The 15,993-nt window shown below is 69.2% G+C and carries 14 protein-coding genes and 1 tRNA gene; 11 read left to right on the plus strand and 4 right to left on the minus strand.

The window, feature by feature from the left end:
- Window positions 1-22 precede the first annotated feature (22 nt).
- The 4 genes from OEB96_RS33155 to OEB96_RS33170 all read left to right on the plus strand — a co-directional run bounded on the left by OEB96_RS33155 (window position 23) and on the right by OEB96_RS33170 (window position 5,658).
- Window positions 23-2,044, plus strand: a complete 2,022-nt coding sequence (locus tag OEB96_RS33155) for a serine/threonine-protein kinase (RefSeq protein ID WP_266220842.1) — start codon at window positions 23-25, stop codon at window positions 2,042-2,044.
- A 45-nt stretch (window positions 2,045-2,089) separates the two neighbouring features.
- The gene (locus tag OEB96_RS33160; RefSeq protein WP_266220843.1) at window positions 2,090-2,971 is read left to right on the plus strand and encodes an SDR family NAD(P)-dependent oxidoreductase; all 882 of its coding nucleotides are present in this window, start codon (window positions 2,090-2,092) and stop codon (window positions 2,969-2,971) included.
- A gap of 51 nt (window positions 2,972-3,022) precedes the next feature.
- On the plus strand, window positions 3,023-3,694 hold the full coding sequence (locus OEB96_RS33165; protein ID WP_266220844.1) for an SIP domain-containing protein: 672 nt from the start codon (window positions 3,023-3,025) through the stop codon (window positions 3,692-3,694).
- 131 nt (window positions 3,695-3,825) lie between these two features.
- Window positions 3,826-5,658 (plus strand): alkaline phosphatase family protein, encoded by a 1,833-nt coding sequence (locus OEB96_RS33170; protein ID WP_266220845.1) that lies wholly within the window; start codon window positions 3,826-3,828, stop codon window positions 5,656-5,658.
- A gap of 47 nt (window positions 5,659-5,705) precedes the next feature.
- Here the strand turns inward: OEB96_RS33170 and OEB96_RS33175 are convergent.
- Window positions 5,706-5,781: transfer RNA gene (locus OEB96_RS33175), tRNA-Ala, on the minus strand.
- Window positions 5,782-6,092: 311 nt separating this feature from the next.
- Between OEB96_RS33175 and OEB96_RS33180 the strand changes: the two genes are divergently transcribed.
- A complete protein-coding gene (locus OEB96_RS33180; protein WP_266220846.1) occupies window positions 6,093-6,833 on the plus strand; it encodes a MotA/TolQ/ExbB proton channel family protein in 741 nt (246 codons plus the stop codon).
- Window positions 6,830-7,255, plus strand: coding sequence for an ExbD/TolR family protein (locus tag OEB96_RS33185; RefSeq protein WP_266220847.1), 426 nt, complete (start codon window positions 6,830-6,832; stop codon window positions 7,253-7,255). The genes OEB96_RS33180 and OEB96_RS33185 overlap by 4 nt, the downstream gene beginning before the upstream one ends.
- A 63-nt stretch (window positions 7,256-7,318) precedes the next feature.
- Here the strand turns inward: OEB96_RS33185 and OEB96_RS33190 are convergent, their stop codons facing one another.
- Complete coding sequence (locus OEB96_RS33190; protein ID WP_266220848.1) at window positions 7,319-9,181, minus strand: lysyl oxidase family protein; 1,863 nt, start codon at window positions 9,179-9,181, stop codon at window positions 7,319-7,321.
- A 226-nt stretch (window positions 9,182-9,407) separates the two neighbouring features.
- Here OEB96_RS33190 and OEB96_RS33195 point away from each other — a divergent pair, with 226 nt between their 5' ends.
- The 3 genes from OEB96_RS33195 (at window position 9,408) to OEB96_RS33205 (ending at window position 12,532) form a co-directional block, all read left to right on the plus strand.
- A complete protein-coding gene (locus OEB96_RS33195; protein WP_266220849.1) occupies window positions 9,408-9,701 on the plus strand; it encodes an FtsB family cell division protein in 294 nt (97 codons plus the stop codon).
- Window positions 9,701-12,034 carry a sensor domain-containing diguanylate cyclase gene (locus OEB96_RS33200; protein ID WP_266220850.1) on the plus strand — a complete coding sequence of 778 codons (2,334 nt, stop codon included), beginning with the start codon at window positions 9,701-9,703 and terminating at the stop codon, window positions 12,032-12,034. The genes OEB96_RS33195 and OEB96_RS33200 overlap by 1 nt, the downstream gene beginning before the upstream one ends.
- 78 nt (window positions 12,035-12,112) lie before the next feature.
- Window positions 12,113-12,532 (plus strand): hypothetical protein, encoded by a 420-nt coding sequence (locus tag OEB96_RS33205; protein ID WP_266220851.1) that lies wholly within the window; start codon window positions 12,113-12,115, stop codon window positions 12,530-12,532.
- A gap of 32 nt (window positions 12,533-12,564) precedes the next feature.
- Here OEB96_RS33205 and OEB96_RS33210 read toward each other — a convergent pair whose 3' ends face one another.
- A complete protein-coding gene (locus OEB96_RS33210) occupies window positions 12,565-13,659 on the minus strand; it encodes a TIGR04552 family protein (protein ID WP_266220852.1) in 1,095 nt (364 codons plus the stop codon).
- 609 nt (window positions 13,660-14,268) lie between these two features.
- Between OEB96_RS33210 and OEB96_RS33215 the strand changes: the two genes are divergently transcribed.
- Window positions 14,269-14,703, plus strand: a complete 435-nt coding sequence (locus OEB96_RS33215) for a hypothetical protein (RefSeq protein WP_266220853.1) — start codon at window positions 14,269-14,271, stop codon at window positions 14,701-14,703.
- A 52-nt stretch (window positions 14,704-14,755) separates the two neighbouring features.
- Here the strand turns inward: OEB96_RS33215 and OEB96_RS33220 are convergent, their stop codons facing one another.
- Complete coding sequence (locus OEB96_RS33220; protein WP_266220854.1) at window positions 14,756-14,971, minus strand: hypothetical protein; 216 nt, start codon at window positions 14,969-14,971, stop codon at window positions 14,756-14,758.
- Window positions 14,972-15,325: 354 nt separating this feature from the next.
- On the opposite strand from OEB96_RS33220, the gene lexA reads away from it, so the two are divergent.
- Window positions 15,326-15,991, plus strand: a complete 666-nt coding sequence (gene lexA / locus OEB96_RS33225; RefSeq protein ID WP_266220855.1) for a transcriptional repressor LexA — start codon at window positions 15,326-15,328, stop codon at window positions 15,989-15,991.
- Window positions 15,992-15,993 lie beyond the last annotated feature (2 nt).

Raw genomic sequence — 15,993 nt, forward strand, 5'->3', positions numbered from 1 at the left:
CGGTGCGAGCAAGCGAGACGCGATGCCCGAGCCGAGCCTCCCCACGCCCCTCCCCGGCACCCTGGCCGAGCTCCTCACGCTGGGCTTGGGGACGGGGGGCGACGGGTTCGAGCCCGAGGCGAGCCTCCAGCTCGGCGAGTTCCTGTGCGCCTGCCCCGAGCTGCAGCTTCGCAGCTGCCTGGGACGAGGTGGCATGGGGGTGGTGTACCGGGCTCGGCAAGTTCGCCTCGACCGCGACGTGGCGGTCAAGCTGATGCGCCCCGAGGTCGGCCACGATCCCGAGCTCGCCCGCCGCTTCGAGCGCGAGGCCAAGGCGCTCGCGCGTCTCGATCACCCGGGCATCGTTCGCGTGCACGACTTCGGGCAGGCCGCGGGCGTGTGCTACCTGGTGATGGAGCTGGTCGACGGGCCCAACCTCCGCGCGCTCATGGAGCAGGGGCTATCGGACGCACAGGCCTTCGACATCGTCGATCAGCTCTGCGATGCGCTGGCCTATGCCCACCAGCAGGGCGTGGTGCATCGCGATGTCAAGCCGGAGAACGTGCTGGTCGATCGCCGCGGCCGCGTGCGAGTGGCGGACTTCGGCCTGGCCAAGCTGCAGGTCGAGCCGCGCGGCGGCGCCACCCGAACCCGCCGCGTGCTGGGCACGCCGCAGTACATGGCGCCCGAGCAATTGCGCGACCCCGAGTCGGTCGATCAGCGCAGCGACATCTTCGCGATCGGCGTGGTGTTCTACGAGATGCTCACGGGACAGCTGCCGGTGGGGCGGTTCCCGGCCCCCTCGGAGCTCGGCCGGGGCAACGTCCGCCTCGACGAGATCGTGCTGCGGGCGCTCGAGTCGAGCCGCGAGCGCCGCTTCCAGGCGGCCAGCGAGATCCGGGCTGCGCTCTCGTCGATCGGGGCCGGCTCGCATGCGATCACGAGCACGCAGGCCGAGGTGTCACCTCGACGGCGGTGGTGGTGGGCCGGCGGCGCGGCAGTGATGACCGCGGGCGGGCTGGCATGGGGCCTCGGCCTCGCCGGCGAACCGGTCGACCCACGGCCGATTTCGTCGGTCCGAGTGGAGCTCGATGCGCCACCGAAGTCGGTGCCGGACGCAGCCAAGCAGCGCAACCGCTGGCCCGCCCCCGAGCTGGCCGTCCTCGATCCCGAAGTCGTCGGCGTGGCCGGGATCGACTGGAGCGAGCTGCGACGGTCGCCCATGGTCACCAGGTTGAGCGCGGTGGCCCTCGCCGAGCGGCCGGTCGGGCTCGTTCGCTGCAAGGAAGACATCATCGATCGCACCCACAAGGTCGTGGCCGCGTTCGCGCCCACCGGACTCCGCGAGCTGATCATCCACGGCGACTGGGAGCCCTCGCAGCTCCAGCCGTGCCTCGACGAGCTCTCACGGGCTCGCCGCCCCGACGGGCAGCCGATGCCCGAGATCGTCGAGTCGACGCTCGGACCCCACCGGCGCCTGGTCGTCCGGCGTGGGGGAACCGAGAGCGACATCCTCATCACGATCGCGCACGGCGAGGGCCGGGTGCTGGTGAGCCTGCGAGAGGACGTCACCGCCGAGCAGCTCGACGCCAAGCTCGCGGGCAAGGCATCCTCGACCGATCTCCGCGATCGAGTGATCGAATCGGTCGATCTCTCGGCGCCGATCTGGATCCTCGCGGAGCCCGAGAGCGGCCTCTTGCCCTGGGGGATGCTGTCGTTGCGCGGAGGCATCGAGCTGTGGAACGAACTCGGGCTCGACGTGTCGGCGACGTTCTCAGACGAGGCGGCAGCCACCAAGGCCCAGACGCTGGCCCAGAGCTACTCCAACATCATCTCGACCGTCCCCGACTTTCCCATCCCGCCCAGGCTCACCGTGACCCGGCAAGGTGTGTCCGTGCGGGTGCAGGGTACGGTCGGGCTGCCGAACTTCGAGCACGCGCGCGGGCACGGGATGCCGTTCGGCTTCAGCCGCGGGCCGGCCGCGGGCAGCGAGGCGGGCGGCGAGGCACAGGAAGGCAAGGGCGAGGCGGCCGCGGACGCACCGGTGAGCCCCGCGAGCCAATGAGGGCAATCAGCAATGAGCCAAGCCAGAGCGCAGCGTATCGTCGTCATGACCGGTGTCACGGCCGGGCTGGGTGTACATGCGGTGCAGCACATCGCTGCTCGGCCCGACACGCGTGTCATCGTCGGAGCCCGTGAAACCGGGCGAACACTGCCGCGCGGCGTCGAGGCCATACCGCTCGAGCTCGGCTCGCTCGCCAGTGTCCGCGAATTCGCCGACGCAGTGATGCGGCGCCTCGGCGATGCACGCATCGACATCCTGGTCCTCAACGCTGGCATGCAGACCGCCAACAACGAGAGGCGGAGTGCAGACGGCTACGAGCTGACGTTCGCGGTCAACCATCTCGGCCACTATCTGCTGGCTCGGCTCCTCGCGCCGCACATGGCCGAGCATGGTCGTCTGGTGATCACCACGAGCGAGATGCACGACCCTGCCGTCACCCCGCTGGCGCCCAAGTCCCTCGACCTTCAGGCGCTGGCGAGGCCGAGCAAGAGCGGCTTCGGCTCGGGCATTCGCGCCTACGCGGCGTCCAAGCTGTGCAACCTGCTGACCGCACAGTCATTCGTCGCACTCGACGACGTCAAGGCCCGCCAGATCGACGTGATCGCCTTCACCCCTGGTCTCACCGGTGGCACCTCGCTCGGCCGTGACAGCTCGCGTTTCATGCGTGTGTTCGTCACGTTCTTGATGCGTACCGTCTTTCGTCTGATCGGTCTGTTTCGTCCCGAATACGTCATGGGTACGGCTGAACGCTCGGGCGAAGCCCTGGCCGAGGTCTCCTTGGGGGTCGTCACCCCACCGCCGGGCCGGATCTACATCTCATTGGTCAAGGGCGAACCAGTATTCCCCGATCCCTCGGAATTGGCGCGAAGCCGAGACGCTCGGGATCGTGTATGGCGCGAGAGCGCAGCGATGGTCGGCATCGAGTGAGGGAGTGGACGCTCGGCGAACGAGAAGATCCTCGGTCAGGAGAGACGAACGATGTCGTCGGTCAAGGGCAGAATCATTCGCGTGCTCTCCGGCGTGCTGCTCGAGCGCGCCGAGGTCGCCTCCGTGCAAGAGATCGGCGGCTTCCAGCGACTGCTCCTGCGGTGCGACGTGCCGGGGTTCTCCGCTGGGGCGAAGGTCCAGCTCCTGCTGCCCTCCAACGACATGCGGACGTACACGCCCATCCCCGCGCCGGATGGTATGATCCTGCTCGGTTGGAAACTCGCTGGCGGGCCCGGTGGGCGTTGGATGTCGAACGCTCGGGTGGGCGACTCGCTGCTGTTCTTGGGCCCTCAGCGTTCGTTGGCGCTCGACACGGGGCCGGTGGTGCTCGTTGGCGACGAGACCAGTGTCGCCGTCGCTGCCGCATTCGCGGCGGAACGGCCTGGGCAGATCTACGCCGTCATCCAAGCACGGACCGCCTCCGACGTTCGGGCAGCAGCCGCGTCCGTTGGCCTCCACCAGGTCGACGTCGTGGCGCGTGGAGCCACTGCCTCCACCGTCGACGCGGTCGCCGCCAAGCTCTCGGCCTCCCCCAACGCCCTCGTCGCGCTGACGGGCGGCTCGGCGCTCGTCGTTGGCGTACGGGACGCCCTCCGCCGTGCTGGCATGCGGAAGTTCAAGGCGAAGACCTACTGGATTCCCGGCAGGACGGGGTTGGACTGAGCGCGTGCCGAGGGGCACGGCCAGGCACCAGCGTGGATGTCTCGTGCATCGAAGGTACTCGTAGGCGCATGCCTTGGGTCGGTATGGCACTCTCGAGCGGGGGGCCCATGACGATCGACCTACGACTTGTGGTGGCGCTTGGAGCAGTGCTCGCTGCGGGCTCGGGCTGTCCCCAGGACCCGGGGCACTCCGCGGGTTCCGAAGGCAGCGGGTCGACCGACGACCCGACCGACCCCACGACGACGGGCGGCGCGGACGAGACCAGCCCGGGATCGGATCCCACGACGACGGGCTCCTCGGGGGACGACGGCCCGGGGGTGCACGTGGTGGGTGGGATCCTCGAGGGGCTGCAAGGCGCCAGCGTCGTGCTGCGCAACGGGGACGACCTGATGATGCTCGACTCCGACGGCGCGTTCGCGTTTCCCACCGCGGTGATGGACGGGGAGGGGTACGAGGTCGAGGTGGAGACGCAGCCGGTGGGACCCGATCAAGCCTGCACGGTGAGCGCCGGGGAGGGCGTGGTGGACGGGGCCGACGTCCATGAGATCGTGGTGCGCTGCGTGACACCCATTCGCCACGTGGTGGTGCTGGGCATCGATGGCTTGGGTGGTCAGTGGGCCGACCCCGTCGACATGCCCAGCCTCGATGCGCTGCGGGACGATGCGGTGTGGACGCTGCAGATGCAGAACGCCCTGCCGACCTCGTCGAGCACCAACTGGATGTCGATGATCGGTGGAAGCGGCCCCGAGCAGCACGGCGTGCTCTCCAATGGGTGGCAGCCCGGCGATTCGGACCCGCCCCCCACCATGTTCGCGACGCTGCGACAGCATCGGCCCGACGCCGTGATCGGCATCTTCCACGACTGGACCGACTTCGATCGCCTGGTGGAGCCGGGGGTGGTGGACCACGCGGAGGACCCGGGAGACGAGCAGCAGACGATGGACGCCGCCACGGACTGGCTGGCCGCGATGCAGCCCACGTTGCTGTTCGTTCACCTCGACCACGTGGACCATGCCGGTCACACCTACGGATGGGGCTCGCCCCAGTACGTGACCGCCGTGGAGACCGCCGATGCCTTGCTCGGCCAGCTGCGCACCGCGCTCGAGGACGCCGGGATGTGGCCCTACACCGCGCTGGTGGTGAGCGCCGACCACGGCGGCTCGGGCCTGCTGCACGGGGCCGACACGGCGGCCGAGCGCTCGATCCCCTTCGTGTTGCACACGCCGCAGGCCCCGGCGGGGGAGCTGCAGAGGGACGTACGGATCTGGGACATCGCGGCCACGGTGCTCGCATTGCTCGACGTGTCCGCGCCGACCGAGTGGATCGCCAGTCCCGTGGTCGAGGGACTCTACGACTCGCCGTTCCAGCTCCCGCCACCGGTCGACGAAATCGAGGCGATGGAGGTGAGCGACCACGTGTGGATCTACGACGACACCGGCAGTGGGGCGTTCGATCCCGTGTCGATCTGGCGACCCATTGCGCCCGCGGGCTACGGCCTGCTCGGCGACGTTGCGATCGCGGGCCACGGCATGCCGCCCGCTCCGGCGCTGGTGGTGATCGACGATCCGATCGCGCTGCAGCCCCCCGTGGCTTTCGAGCTCATCTGGCAGGACACGCTCAGCGGCGGCGACCACGACGTCTCGCTGTGGAATCCGATCCCGCCGCTCGGCTACGTCTGCATGGGCGCCGTGGCGGTGGCCGGGTACACGCCGCCCCAGGTCGATCAGCTGCGGTGCGTGCACCAGCAGTTGGTCCAGCGCGGGCTGTCGGCCCACACCTGGGACGACGCCGGCTCCGGGGCGCTGTGGGATGGCGCGGTGTGGAGCTGCATCCCCGGGGGAGCGGAGGATCCAGGGGCCACCGGGTTGGCCTCGGGGGCCTTCATCGCTCGCCGCCACGGCGACGATCCCGGCGTCAATCGCTGCACCACCCTGCGGGCCGACGAGATCATGGTGACGCCGTAGCCCTCCGAATGCGAAACGGCCCCGTAGGAGGTCCTACGAGGCCGTCGTGGTGGAGCAAAGGGGGATCGAACCCCTGACCTTCGCGCTGCCAGCGCGACGCTCTCCCAGCTGAGCTATTGCCCCCTGAAAGCCTGCCAAGCGGTACTCCCGCTCGGTGGGGGCGGATGATTAGCAGCGGGTCCCACCCCCGTCAAGTCCCCTTTTTTCGTCCCATCGTCCCGGCGTGGGTCCCCTGCCATCGGAGGGGAGGGAGCCACGCGCCGGCCGGCGGCGGTGCGTCGGGGTGGCGCCTCGGCGAGTGTCGCTCGGCACTCCGAGCGCGTCGCGAGCTTGCCGCGATCGATCGCGGCGTCCATCATTCCGTGCGCCCGCGCTGCTTGCTCACCCGGCGAGCGGGCGCTCTTCGCACCCTACCGTTCATCCGTCCATCATCCATGGATCTCGCAGCGCTCTTCGAACAAGGCGGCCCGCTGATGTGGGTCATCCTCGTCACGTCCATCGTCGGCGTGGCGGTGTTCCTCGAGCGCCTTTGGTCCTTGCAGCGGTCCCGGGTGCTGCCGCGGGCGTTCGTCGACCGGATCCGCGCGATGGTCACCAAGGGCAAGACCGCCGAGGCGTTGCTCTTGTGCGAGGAGAACGGCAGCAGCATCGCCCTGCTGATGGCCGCCGCCCTGCGGGCCTACGGCCACGACAAGGATCGCGCCGAGATCAAGGAGATGGTCGAGGAGGTCGGCAACCGCGAGGTCGCCGGGCTCGATCGCAACGTGGAGGTCGTGGGCACCGTCGCCTCGGCCAGCCCGCTCATCGGCCTGCTCGGCACGGTCATCGGCATGATCCAGGTGTTCCAGGGCTTCGTGGAGACCTACCCGCAGGTGCGCCCCGATGCGTTCGCCCAGGGCATCTGGCAGGCGCTCATCACCACCGCGGCCGGCCTGACCGTCGCGATCCCCATGCTGGTGGCCTACAAGTTCCTGCAGGGCCGCAACGATCGGCTCATCGTGGCGATGGAGGAGGACGCGATGGGCATCGTGGACCTGCTCGAGGACGCCCAGCGGTCGGCCCAGCGCAGCGGCAAGGTGACTCACAAGGACGCCTCGGGCGGCAAGAGCGACAGGGTCCCCATCACCAAGGCCAGGGCCGAGCCCGGCTCGAGCACGGAGGATCAGGACCCGTGAGCATCTCGGCCCGCGCCTCGGGCCTACGGGCCCGCCGACGCAACCGCAACCAGGCGATGGTCGAGCTCACCCCGCTCATCGACATCGTGTTCCAGCTGCTCATCTTCTTCCTGCTCACCACCACGTTCCAGAACAACCCGTCGTTTCGGGTCAAGCTGCCCAAGGCCAACAACACCGACGTCAAGCAAGAGCCCAAGGCGGTGGTGGTGAGCGTGGGGGCCGACGGCAAGATCGAGATCGAGGGCCGGGTCATCGACGACGCGCAGCTCGAAGCGCTCCTGTGCAACGCGGCCAGCAGCGACGGCAGCACCGGGGTCAACATCCGCGCCGATGCGGCGGCCGAGCACCAGTACGTGGTGAAGGTGATGGACAAGGCCAAGACCTGCGGGCTCGAGCGCCTCGGGATCCTCCACGGACGCTGACTTGGCGCTCGGCGACGTGGTCCCGCTCGCGGTCCCCGAAGCCCAGCCCGATCCAAGTCTGGGTCAGGCGCCCGCGATCGTCACCGGGAGCTCGGCGATGTTGTTACCGTAGTCGCGCTCGACCAGCGGCGGCACGGCCGTGTTCTGCAGCGGCTGGTTCAGCTCGATGCGCAGCACGTAGTCGCCGGGGGCCACGTCGGTCACGTCGATGAACTGGCAGTCGAGTCCGGCCCCGTACACGTCGCCCATGCCCACGCTGATGCCCTGGTTGCCGCAGTCGTAGTTGTCGTTGTCCCAGCCCGACCAGTCGACCAGGTCGATGAGGCAGAACGCCTGCTTGTGGCCCGTGGCCACCACCGCGCCCCCGCCGTCGACCAGCTCGTAGTTGGCGTAGCCGTCGAAGTGGTAGTGCCCGTGGCACTCGCTGTAGTGGTAGAGGTCCGGATGATTGGACGGAACGCCCATGGTGAGGTCGCGGGAGCCGGCGTTGGGCGTATAGGTGTCGAAGCGCAGCACGTGGCGCCAGCCGGGCGCGTTGACGCAGCCCTCGTAGAGCAGGCAGCTGTCCTCGGCGACGAACACGTCGGACTCGTAGGGATCGACCGCGTCCTCGCGCACGAAGATGTCGGGCGCATCGCAGCCGAGCGGCCCATTGAACGTGCCGATGGGTCCGCCCGGGACCGGGTAGGTGACCGAGGGTACCGGCGTCGAGCAGCGATACACCCCGTGGTTGAACGTGCCCTGGGCGCAGCACAGCAGGTCGCCCGTGCACGGGGTCGCGGCGTTGGGATCGCAGATCGCTCCCTCGCCGCCGTCGCACACGCTGGTCCCGGTGTGGCCGCGCACCACCACGTCGTCGACGGCCGACTCGAGGATCCCGGTGCCGAGGTCGGTGGCGGTCAGGCGCAGGCGCATGCCGTCGAGCATCTGCGCCCCACAGGCGACGTACTCCTTGGGCGTCCACGTGTTGGCGCCCACGGCCTGGTCCTCGCTGTCGAGCTGCTCGAGCACGACCGCCTGGTAGCCGGAGGGTGCCGCGGCATCGGGGATCAGCAGCTCGACCAGCAGCTGGGTGCCCGACTCGGGGAACGAGGACTTGAAGAAGAACCGATCGAGCGTGACCGAGACGGCCGCGTAGGGGCTGAGATCGAATGGCGGCGAGGTGAGGGTGGTGGAGCCACCGTCGACGTCGGCCGAGCTGGGAGCCCCCAGCGGGTTCTGCCCGGTGAACATGCACATGTCGCCCCCGGCACAGTCGTCGGGCTGCGCGGTGGCGCCGGAGTACGAGGTCGGCACCGGGTTGCCGCGGATCCACGCGCCGTCGAGGGCATCGCCGCCGAGCTCCCAGCCCTGGTCGCCGGAGAAGTCGTCCTCGAACACGGTGACGGTGATGCCGTCGGGGGCGGTGAGGAACGTCCACGTGTCGCTCGGCGCCGAGTCGGTGCCCTCGCAGCCGGGCGCGAACGCCTGCACCTGCCACGCGTACTCCTGCTCGTAGTTGAAGTCGAGCGGACCGAGGCAGGAGCCCTCGGTGCCGGGCTCGCCGAGCTTGCCCCCCTCGGTCAGGTCGATGCCGTCCACGAACACGCGGTAGCGCACCGGCGCCCCGGTCTCGCTGCCGACCTCGTCCCAGCACAGCGAGAGCTCGATCGGCTGCTCGGTCGAGGCGTTCGCCGGCGAGACCAGCGAGGGCGTGGGCAGGGGTCCCCCCGGGCAGGCGGGCGGCGGATCGCCGGTCGTGTCCTCCGCGGTGGTGGAGCCCGTCGTGGCCGTCATTGCGGTGCTGCCCGTCGTGCCGTGGCTGGTGGTCCCGGTATCCTCACCCTCGGTGGTGCCGCTGCCCGAAGGTTGGTCGGGGCAGCCGGGCAGGGTCAGCAGGAGCGCGACGGCGACCGACGCCGGGGTCCGACGGGAGGGGAGGGGCATGCGCATGGGAGAGCTTTCACGTGGCGGCGGTCCGAGTCCATCGCTCGGTGCGCCCGATGGCCGCTATTGATGCACAGGCAACCCGCCGTGTCTGCCGCTTTCGTGGCACGGCCCGGGGGCTCGAACAGGTGCGTACATGTAGGACGAAGTATTCTGGAGCGGCGGTCGATTTCTTGGTCGTGTCAGGGCGCCTGGGTAGCTTGGCGACGAGTCGCCGATGCACTGGGTGAACCGCATTCTGTTGGCCGCGCTGGTGGCCGGGATCCTGGCCTTGTGGCCCGAGCGAATGGAGCTTTGGGCCTCCTCGGAGGACCTCGAGCGGGTCATGCGCGAGCGCAACGCGCTGATGTCCGGCAACGACGCGCTGCGCGAGGAGATCGGGCGGATGCAGGCCGAGATCCACGCGCTCAAGCACGATCCGCGCGAGGTGGCGCGCATCGCCCGTGAGGACCTGAACCTGGTGCGGGCCGGCGAGGTGGTGTTCGAGGTCGAGCGGCCTTCGGCCGCGGAGGCGCGGTGATGCGGACGCTGGCACGAAGCATGTTCGTGGTGCGGCGGCGGCTGAGCGAGCGCTGGGCGCTCCTGGTGCTCGCCGGCATGTGGCCGCTGCTCGGCCTGGGCCTGGTGTCGGGGCGCGCCCTGTGGCGCGGCGAGATGCTGCCACTGTCGATCGCGACGATGCTGGGGCTGACGCTCCTGCTGGGGGTCTGCCGCGAGCTGTGGCCGGAGACCGCACCCGGGTTCGGTCAGGGGCGGGGGCACGGCTCGGCCCATGGCGCGGGCGCGTCGGCCTCGGCCGCGACGCCCGCGAGCACGACGTGGGGCGAGCTGGAGCTGGGGCTCCTGCTGCTGACGGCGGTCTACTTCCTCATCTCGGCCACCGGTGGGCTGCGCTCGTTCCTCTACCCGCTGGTCTACGCATTGGTCTCGTTCTTGATGGTCGTGCATCGCCACCGATCGTCGGCGGTGGCCTGGATCGTGGCGGCGGTGTGCCTCGAGGCGCTGGTGGGCTGGCGCGGGGTCCAGCAGGACGGCTGGGCGCTGCCGGCCTACCACCTGACCTTCATCGGCTTCTTTGCCGCGGGCAACCTCCTGGTGCTGTCGAGCCTGGTGCGTCGGCTGCGGCGCGGGCACGACCAGAAGGTGCAGAGCACGCTCGATCGCATCCGCCAAGAGGCCCGCGACTTTCGCCTGATCTCCGCCGCACTGCCGCCCCAGAGTCGCGTTCGCACGCGCGACGAGGAAGAGCTGGCGATGGCCCACGCGGCGGTCGAGAGCATCCACGAGCAGCTGTTCCACAACGTGGATCTGCTGCGCACCGCGCTGCAGCTCCACACCTGTACGCTGCTTTGGTGTGACGAGCCCGATCCCAACGCCAAGGGGCGCCGGCACCCGCGGCTGTCGGTCAAGGAGATGTCGACCGACAGCGAGATGGTGGTGGAGACGCCGGCGATCGAGTCGGCGGGGATCCTGACCAGTGTCCTGGCCGATCCCAAGCCGCTGCGGCTCAAGTCGTTGTCGGGCAAGCGCGTGCCCCCCTACTACCAGCCGGGCGAGGGCTCGGTGACCGACCTGTGCGCGGTGCCGCTGCTCGACGGCAATCGCCTGCGCGCGGTGCTGTGCGCCGATCGGACGGGCAACCGGCCGTTCTCCCCCGACGAGGAGCAGGTGCTGGCCAAGGCCGCCGCCCACATCCTGCGGGTGGTGGAGCACGAGCGGGTGTTCACGGCGGTCGAGCGCAGCAAGTACGAGCAGGAGCAGTTCTACCGCGCCTCGGAGCAGCTCAACGAGGCGCTCACGGTGGAGGACGTGCACCGCAAGACGTTTGCCGCGCTGCAAGCCATCACCCACTTCGACCTCGCGGTCATCACCCGTGCCGATGGCGATGGGGCCGAGCACTCGGTGGTGGCGGTCGAGCTCGGCCGCGATCTCGGCGACGAGGCCGAGCGCTGGAGCGAGCTGTCCCAGCGCCTCGAAGGGCTTCGCTTCCCCGGCGAGGGCGCCTTGCTCGGCATGGCGATCAAGAACCGTCACCACATGCCGGCCAACGGCGAGCTCCTCGATGGCGACACCGTGGTGTTCACGCCGCGGACGCGGCTACGGGGCGCCAAGAGCCTGCTGGTGCTGCCGCTGCTGCGCGGCGATCAAGTGCTGGGGGCGATCACGCTGGCCTCGAGCCGGCCCCACCAGTACCCTGCCGAGCTGCGCGACATGCTGCGGGTGATCAGCCACCAGGTGGGGGTGAGCGTGCAGAACGCCCGCATGTACCACTCGATGGAGGAGCGGGCGACGACCGACGGCCTGACCGGGCTGACCAACCGACGCGCGTTCCAGGAGCGCCTCGACCAGCTCCACGCCCTGGCCGAGCGCACCGGACAGAAGTACGCGGTGATCCTGACCGACATCGATCACTTCAAGAGCGTCAACGACACCTATGGCCACCCGGTCGGCGATGCGGTGCTCCAGCGCGCCGCGGCGGTGTTCGGCGGACGCTCGCGGCGGGTCGACATCGTGGCGCGCTACGGCGGCGAGGAATTCGTGCTGGTGCTGCCCGACACCGACGGGGCCGGGGCCGAGCACTTCGCCAACGAGCTGCGCAAGGAGATCGGCGCGATGACCATGAGCTCGGAGCACGGCAACTTCAACGTGACGATCTCGATGGGCGTGGCCGAGTTCCCGGCCGACGGTCGCGATCGCAACGAGCTGCTCGAGCGAGCCGACCAGGCGCTCTACTTCTGCAAGGAGCACGGTCGCAACTGCGTCAGTCGCTGGTCCCAGACCGGTGCCCCAGCGAATGGCCAGGCCAGCAGCCCCGCGAAGGGCCAGACCAAGGGCCCCGCCAAGAGCCAGTGAGCACGACCGCTCGGCGCCGGCGGTCCGGCCTCCGTGAACTCGACACAGAGGGATTGGCCCCTGCTACCATCCCCCGCCGTGTTGCTCGCGTTCGCCACTGCCCACGCCCTGGGGGTGTTGCTGGCCACCCAGCAGCTGGGGCTCGGCTTCGACGCGAGGGTGCGGGTGAGCTCGCCGCCGCCGCTTCGGCCCGGAGCGCAAGGCGAGCTTTCGGTGACGATCCTCGATGCCCCGGAGATGGCCTCGCCGCCGTTGGTGCGGCTGTCGTCGACGGGGGTGATCTTGCCGCAGCGACGGCTGGGTGAGGCCGACGTGGTCGATCTACAGGCGTCACAGCCACGCATTCGCACGCGCTTCTTCGCCCCGCAGCACGCCGGGCGCTACGAGGTGCAGGGCCTGGTGGAGTACGTCACCTGCGAGGATGATCGCTGCCGACCCCGTCGCGCCCGGGTGAAGTGGGTGGTGGAGGTGACGGCCCCGCCCGCCGATCCCCCGTGAGAGGGCCCAGCCCCGCCCCCTCGGGGGCGTCCTCAGCGATCCTCGTCCTTGGGGGGCCCTCGCAGCAGGCGCTCGCGCACGCGCACGTGCTGGCGGTGCTTGTAGCGGGCATGCGAGCGCTCGCCTTGCTCGTTGTCCTCGGCGCGCTTGCGGTCGACGACCTGGAACTCGGTGAGCACGAACACCACGCTGCCGGGCGGGGCGAGGTGGGCATCGGGGGTGTTGGCCAGGATGCGGTCGACCCGAACGGGGAGGTCGGCGATGAAGTTGAGCACCTGGTAGCCCTTGCCCGAGAACTCGTTGGTGGGGGGACGCCCGTCGCTGGTGTCGACCATCACGGGGCGGATCTTGCTCGCCCGGCGCTCGAGCTGTGCGACGTCGACCAGGGTGTTGTCGGTCTGACCGGGCACCACGTAGTTGAACGGGATGAAGCGCCGCAGCATCAGATTGAGCGTGGGCAGGATGTCCACGTCGCGCTCGACCACCAGGCGGAAGCGCAGCCGGTCGAACACCCGCGCCGCATTGGTCTCGCGCTTGACCAGCAGCTTGGTGATGAGCGACTCCTTGGTCTTGCGCGACCACGCGAACTCGGTCACGGGCACGCCGCCGCCGCGTAGCTGATCGAACAGCTCCGCCACGTTGCGCTCGACCGCCGCGAACAACACGCCATCGGCGATGGGGAGCACCGTGCGGAGCTCGCGAGCGTCGAGGTGATGGATGATGTGCATCACCTTGAGCAGCACGCATGCATGGCGCTGGTGCTTGCTGCGATTGGATGCGATGAGCGGGAGGGCCAACGCCGGCAGCTCGGTCGACACCACCGGGTCGATGCGCAAGCCCAGCGAGCGGCCGAGGTAGCGCACCGCCTCGGTACGGAGGGCCTCGAGGCGCCGCATGTCATCCGGGTCGTCGGGCTCGAAGCCGTTGACCCGGAGCAGGCGCAGCACGTCCTCCTCCGAGCGCAGCGCCAGGCGATGCCAGTCGACCACCGAGTCGCCCCGCAGCAGCAGACGGATCTCGTGGAAGTCCTGCTGGTTGAAGCGGCTGAGGGTTCGACCGGTTTGGGTGGGCTCGTCGTCTTCGGCGGCGAGGAACGCACCCGTGGATCGCTTGCGGAGGGTGGGCACGGGGCTGTCGTTGAGGATGGCCGCCGAGCGGGCCCTGGACCCTGCGCATCGGCAGGGTGCGTTCAGGGGGAGGGAGCCCCGACGAGGCCCCATGAGTTGGTTGGGCTAGCTCAGGCGCCGCGTGAAGCGGAGCGTCCCAACCAGGAGGCCCACGGTGACGAGGGCGGCGCAGAGATTTCCGATGTAGTAGGCGGTCATTGCAGAAACCTTGGGGGCTCGAGGGTTGGCGTTCGGTCCGGTGCTCCGGAGTGCCTACATCGTGTACGTGGGGGAAGGTCGAGGTGTTCCGATGTAGGTGTGTGTACGGAGATGGTAAGAGACAAGGGACCGACGGCCAAAAAAGCTCGCCAAAGGGCCGGTCGGAGCGCCTGCAAGGACGCGGGGCGCTGCCTAGCACATTCCGAAAGGCGTTGGAAACCCCCCTCGGTCGTACCCCTAGAACATCGAGGGACAAAGTTCTGGGGGCCGTCAGCCCCCAAGATCGGCAAGATCGTGGGGGTCGGGGAGGCTCGCATTGGGACACCATCGACGATGGCGATCCCGCTCCTCGGGGTGGGCCGGGGTACGTGGACGTGGAGCGAGACCGCGGCTCCTGCTAGCTTGCCGTCGATGAGCGACGACATGGGCGAGGGTGCGGAGCCAGGCGACGAAATCCCCCGCGAGCAGCGGCGACGCTTTCAGCGGCTGGGGGAGCAGTTGACGGGCTTGCTCGATCCCGAAGCGGCGTTTCGACGCGGTTCGGGCCTCGTCACGGGGGTCACCCAGGCCACCAAGGAGGAGCTCGTCCGCATCGTATCGGCGGAGATGCGCAATTTCCTCGACAAGATGGACGCGGCCGACCTCATCCAGCAGGTGATCGCGGGGCTGGTGATCGACGTGAACATGCAGGTCCGCTTCTCCAAGCAAGGCGATGGGCCCGCACAGGCCGAGATCACCCGCAACGAGGCCAAGGTTCGGCTCGAGGGCGACGAGCGTCGGTCGCGAAGCGAGGCCGAGGACGAGCCGAGCCCCGCTGCACCGCGTCCCCATGCCACCAAGCGATAGTCGGGGAGCCACGAGCCGGCCAGCAAGTCCCTGGCCTGGCCTGGATCCGTGATCACTCGTCGGTGCAGCGGTGGGCGCCGGCCTCGGCCTCGCCGTCTCCATCACCAGGGGGTTCGACCGGGAGCCCCTCGGGGAGATCCTCCTCGGCCTCCTCGGCCTTGGCCTTCTCCTTCTCGATCAAGCCGATGCGGGTCGCCACGTAGCGGCCGAGCTCGGCGCCGATCTTGTAGCCGAACCCGGTGATGATGGCCCGTAGGATGAGCGGCATGAGGCGTGTCTCCCTCGGCCCGGCTGCTGCCGGGCTCGTCCCCGATCATGACACGCACGGGGGGGTCGATCACGGTTCACGGTGGATCGGAGCGTGTCTTCGGCTCGCCGCCGTGGCGCGTGCAGCGTCCCGAACGGAGCCCGAGGCTCGGTCTCGCAAGTTTTTTGGCAGCGCTTGACCAATGGGGCAATATTGCAGTACACGTGTTCAGTATCGAGCGCCTGGTGCGCTCGACTGAACGTTCGTTTGGGCGAAAGCCCGTTCACCCCACCCCCGCCCTTCCGGCGCCCGGTCGGCGGATCTCCCTTCACCCCGGAGATCAGCCCTCACCCCGTCCGACCAAGGAGATTGCTCGTGCGACCTGCCCTCACCCAAAGGCAACGGCAAGCGCTGCAATTCATCACCGACTGCCTCTCCGACCGAGGCTACCCGCCCACGCTCCGCGAGATTGGCGAGCACATGGGCATCCGCTCGACCAACGGCGTCAACGATCACCTCAAGGCGCTCGAGCGCAAGGGGTATCTCGTGCGCGAGGAGCTCAAGAGCCGGGCCCTTCGTCCGGTCGAGCTCGAGACCAGCGCGCGCGTCTCGTCCGAGTCGACGGATCAGCGGCGCGGCGACGAGATGGAGATCGCGATCCTGGGTCGCGTGGCCGCCGGTGAGCCGATCCTGGCCGAGGAGAACGTGATCGACCGTGTGGTGGTCGATCGCTACTTCCTGGGCGCGGTCAAGGCCAAGGAGGTCTTCGGCTTGGTCGTGCGCGGCGAGAGCATGATCGACGCCGGCATCTTCGACGGCGACTACATCTTCGTACGCAAGCAGAGTACCGCGTCCGAGGGAGAGATCGTCGTGGTCATGATCGAGGGCGAGGCGACCTGCAAGCGCTTCTACCACGAGGGTGATCGCATTCGGCTCGAGCCCGCGAATTCGAGCATGAATCCGATCTACGTGCGTCGCGACGAGTTCCGGGCGATCGAGGTGCTCGGCAAGGTCGTGGGCGTGTACCGCCGACTGCACTAGGG

The sequence above is a fragment of the Paraliomyxa miuraensis genome (genome assembly GCF_026337845.1).
Classification (GTDB): Bacteria; Myxococcota_A; Polyangia; order Nannocystales; family Nannocystaceae; genus Paraliomyxa; species Paraliomyxa miuraensis.

Excerpts from the sequence above, each read along its gene's own strand:
- OEB96_RS33200 (WP_266220850.1), top strand. The coding sequence starts at position 9,701 with ATGCGGACGCTGGCACGAAGCATGTTCGTGGTGCGGCGGCGGCTGAGC.
- OEB96_RS33155 (WP_266220842.1), top strand. The coding sequence starts at position 23 with ATGCCCGAGCCGAGCCTCCCCACGCCCCTCCCCGGCACCCTGGCCGAG.
- OEB96_RS33190 (WP_266220848.1), bottom strand. The coding sequence starts at position 9,181 with ATGCCCCTCCCCTCCCGTCGGACCCCGGCGTCGGTCGCCGTCGCGCTC.
- OEB96_RS33180 (WP_266220846.1), top strand. The coding sequence starts at position 6,093 with ATGGATCTCGCAGCGCTCTTCGAACAAGGCGGCCCGCTGATGTGGGTC.
- OEB96_RS33215 (WP_266220853.1), top strand. The coding sequence starts at position 14,269 with ATGAGCGACGACATGGGCGAGGGTGCGGAGCCAGGCGACGAAATCCCC.
- OEB96_RS33220 (WP_266220854.1), bottom strand. The coding sequence starts at position 14,971 with ATGCCGCTCATCCTACGGGCCATCATCACCGGGTTCGGCTACAAGATC.
- OEB96_RS33165 (WP_266220844.1), top strand. The coding sequence starts at position 3,023 with ATGTCGTCGGTCAAGGGCAGAATCATTCGCGTGCTCTCCGGCGTGCTG.
- OEB96_RS33160 (WP_266220843.1), top strand. The coding sequence starts at position 2,090 with ATGACCGGTGTCACGGCCGGGCTGGGTGTACATGCGGTGCAGCACATC.